The following is a 3,533-nucleotide window of genomic DNA, read 5'->3' on the forward strand; positions in this document are numbered from 1 at the left end:
TCGACGCGGACGGTCGGGTACGGCCAGCTCACGATGCCGCACTCGCTGCTGTCGCCTTGCGGGGACGTTTCTTCGGCATCGCGAGCTCGTCGACCGTGGTGAGCTTCGCATAGCTGGCGAACAGCGCTCGCAGTCGGTCAGCCTCCGTCGCTATCCCCCGCAGGCCCAGGGCCTTGTCGACAGCAGTGTCGAGCTCACGATGCGCCCGGAGCAGTTCGGGCGACATCGCGAGGGGGTTGTAGTGGTCTGCGAGCGAGCGTTCTGGGCGTAGCGCTCTCGCATCCAGAACGGCTTGCCCCCCGGCGATGATGGCGGCACGCTGCGTGTCGGTGAGGGCGGGCAAGGGGAAAGTGTTCCACGTCAGGGTGCTCGAGAAGCGCAGACGAGACTCAAGGCGACCGCCGATAGTGCGCTGCCAGGTGATGAATGCCGACGACGAGATCACTGCGAAGGCGAGGCCGTCTGGGTCGTCTGCCTTGAAGTTCGCGTCACCGCAGATCACATCAGGGGTGAACAGGGCGGTCGGGAAGAACTTGCGTGTCTCGCTCACATGCCGCGGCACACAGACATAGGGCGTGTCGGGTTGCGACCTTTGACCGAACAGGTGCGGCGTGTCCGCCATCTGTCGCGTGGACTCGGCCTTCGACGCTGCGCGGAACTGACGCACGGCATCCAGCCGCCCGCGGAGTATCGGGGATCGGGCGATGTCGCTGGGGTCAAGATCCACGAGCCACAGGCACCACCGGGGTTCGTTGTGGATGAGCTGTCGGGCGCCGACAAACGGCCGGACGTACTTCGCGGCGATCGGATCTGCCATCACTTCCGCATAGTCGGCCGGCTCGATCAGGAGATTGCCGTCGTCGCGAGCCATGTTCCCGAACACCATCGGAGGGAGAGCCGACGCCAGCGGGCTTCGCCGCTGATCGATTAGCACAATGGGACCGTCGACCAGGTATCCGTTGAGCTGATCCACGACGGGGATCTCGACGGGCTCGCCCTTGAGGTTTCCTGAGTAGTCGAACAGCCGCGCTCTCTTCCTCGACGGCCGGTCAAAACCGATCACCGAGCAATGCACTGCCGCAGCGCCGGGCGCTTCACTGGTCCACGCGAACGTCCGGTGCGCGAACTTGACGCGCCACCCTGCGGCAAACACAGGGCCGAAGAGCGCTGGCACCGGCTCTCCCTGTGCGATCGAGTTTGTCGAGACGAACGCGAACTCGCCTCGGTAGCCGGGACGGCCGAGCAGCTCGAGAGCCTTCGCGTACCAGCCGGTGACATAGTCCAGCCGACCGATGTCGTCCCTCCGCCACACGTCGCGAAGTTCCTGCGCTTGCTCGGTCGAGCGGGTGGCGTGGCCGAGGAAGGGCGGATTGCCCATGATGTACAGGTGCTCAGTCGGTTGTAGGACAGCTGCCCAGTCGACACGCAGCGCGTTGCCGACGACGATGCTCTTGATCTTGTCCAGCGGCAGCGGATCTGGTGCAGATCCAAGCGCCAGCTCCATCGCCTGGTTTGCCTGGTGTTCCACCAGGTGCAGCGCCGTCGCTGCGATCTGCGCGGGCCATTCCTCGAGCTCGATCCCGTGGAAGCTCGACAGCCGCACGGCGAGGTGCTCCTCGGTGAAGAACATTGTGCGGGCCGTCTCACCGGACAGCTCTTGGATCCGCAGCAGAACCTCAAGATCGAGGGCTCGCATCTGTCGGTAGCCGACCACCAGGAAGTTGCCACAGCCGCACGCCGGATCAAGGAATCGCATCAGCCCCATGTCCGCACGCAGCTTCTTGAGCTTGGCGGTGTCGTGGTACCCGTCCGTGAACCGCTGCCGCAGCTCATCGAGGAACATCGGGCCGATGACCTTCATGATGTTGGTCTCGGTGGTGTAGTGCTCGCCGAGCTCACGCCGAGCGGTCTTGTCTTTGACGGCCTGGAAGAGGCTGCCGAAGATGGCCGGCGAGATCGCCGACCAGTTGAACATTGCAGCCGCGATCAGCCGGTCACGCATGCCTGCGTCGAACGACGGGATCGACACCGATTCCTCGAAGACTCCACCGTTGACGTAGGGGAATCGCGAGATTAGCTCGTCGAGGTTTGACTGCCGACGAGACGGCTCACGTCCCATGACCTGGTACAGCAACGACAGCTGAGGCCCGAGGTCGGAACCATCCGTCGCGGTGCGGGTCTCGAGGAACTCGAGGAACAGATCGCGATCCCACACTCCGGCGTCATCGGCGTAGAGGGCGAACAAGGTGCGCACCAGGAACACCGACGCCTCGTGATCGTCGTACCCAGACCCCTCGAGGGCCTCGTAGAGGGACGCCATCAGCTTTGCCGCTTTGATCGACGCAGACTCCTGCGCCTTCGATCCGAAGGTGCGCTCACCGTACCCGGCGAGGAAGGCGAGCACGTCAGCGCGATCCCGCATCTGGGTCAGGGCGAACTCCTGCACACCCTCGCTCTCAGCGTGGAGATCGAGCAGACGGAACCGGCGGAAGTCGCTCGTGATTACCCACCGAGGAACCTCCGGGTCAGGAAGGTCGTCAATGTAGTCGAGCGCCTGCTGCTCAGCCGCGACGAGATCCTTGCCGGCGGACTTCATTTCGATCAGCGCGAGACCAGGGATCAGCGCGTCGATGTATCCGCGCGAGCCGGTCGACGAGCGCTTGACACGCTTCTCGTAGAACGCCGCGCGGGTCTGGGTTATCCCGTACACGCCGAGCAGATCCCGGACGAAGGACTGCGCTTGCTGTCGCTCGTCGCCGGGCTCGTCCTGCCAGTCACGGGTGAACTGCGCAGCGCGGGCTCGGATCTCATTCATCGACAACGACTTCGGCACGATCCCAACGCTATCCGGCCAGACCACTCGCACCCGGTACTACCCGACCTCCGTCCGCAGCGTGGCGGCTGCTTGGCGCCACCACCACAGCGACGACGACGACGACGACGTCTTGACATGAGCGCCGACTGATTCTAGGGTAGTGAATGTCACATTCACCACCTGAGGGGGTCATCATGCGCGCGTTTCCCGTGAACCGCGACACCATCGACCTGTTGGTCACCGCCGCCTACATTTCCACACCCGCCTACCGCAGCAGCACTCCGCGCGAGCTCGCCGAGAACGCCGACCGGATGGGTCAGAGCCTCTGGGATGAGAACTACGCGAGCGTCAGCTACGCGATCAAGCAGCACATCGCCGCACCGCGCTACGAATGGCAGCCGGTCGCCGAGATCGTCCCCCATGCCGATGACGAGCAGGCGTTGCAGATCGAGCGCAGCCGTCTACTGCTCGCCGAAGTCTCCTGCCATCACCCCGGATGGGATCAGTCCCCTGCGCGTGACCTCGTCGAACGCCTCGGCGACGCGATCGCGCGACGGTTCGCTCACCGCCCGCTCGTCGACTCCCCGGACCACCTGGGCGTGAAGGAGTATGAGGGCCTGCATCGCGCCGCCGAGGTCTGGGAACGGGAGATCGGATTCCGCCACCCTCTCACGCACGACGCGGCCGCGCGGGAAGGGAGCCGGCCATGATGCTCACG

2 protein-coding genes are annotated in these 3,533 nt (G+C 64.8%); one reads left to right on the forward strand and one right to left on the reverse strand.

Annotated elements, in window-relative coordinates:
- Positions 1 to 28: 28 nt before the first annotated feature.
- Positions 29 to 2,833 carry a DNA methyltransferase gene (locus tag B7W94_RS00050; RefSeq protein WP_228164380.1) on the reverse strand — a complete coding sequence of 935 codons (2,805 nt, stop codon included), beginning with the start codon at positions 2,831 to 2,833 and terminating at the stop codon, positions 29 to 31.
- A gap of 176 nt (positions 2,834 to 3,009) precedes the next feature.
- Here B7W94_RS00050 and B7W94_RS00055 point away from each other — a divergent pair, with 176 nt between their 5' ends.
- The gene (locus B7W94_RS00055) at positions 3,010 to 3,525 is read left to right on the forward strand and encodes a hypothetical protein (RefSeq protein WP_005052752.1); all 516 of its coding nucleotides are present in this window, start codon (positions 3,010 to 3,012) and stop codon (positions 3,523 to 3,525) included.
- The last annotated feature ends 8 nt before the right edge of the window (positions 3,526 to 3,533 follow it).

The organism is Microbacterium sp. LEMMJ01, from assembly GCF_002114135.1.
GTDB lineage: Bacteria > Actinomycetota > Actinomycetes > Actinomycetales > Microbacteriaceae > Microbacterium.

Excerpts from the sequence above, each read along its gene's own strand:
- B7W94_RS00055 (WP_005052752.1), top strand. The coding sequence starts at position 3,010 with ATGCGCGCGTTTCCCGTGAACCGCGACACCATCGACCTGTTGGTCACC.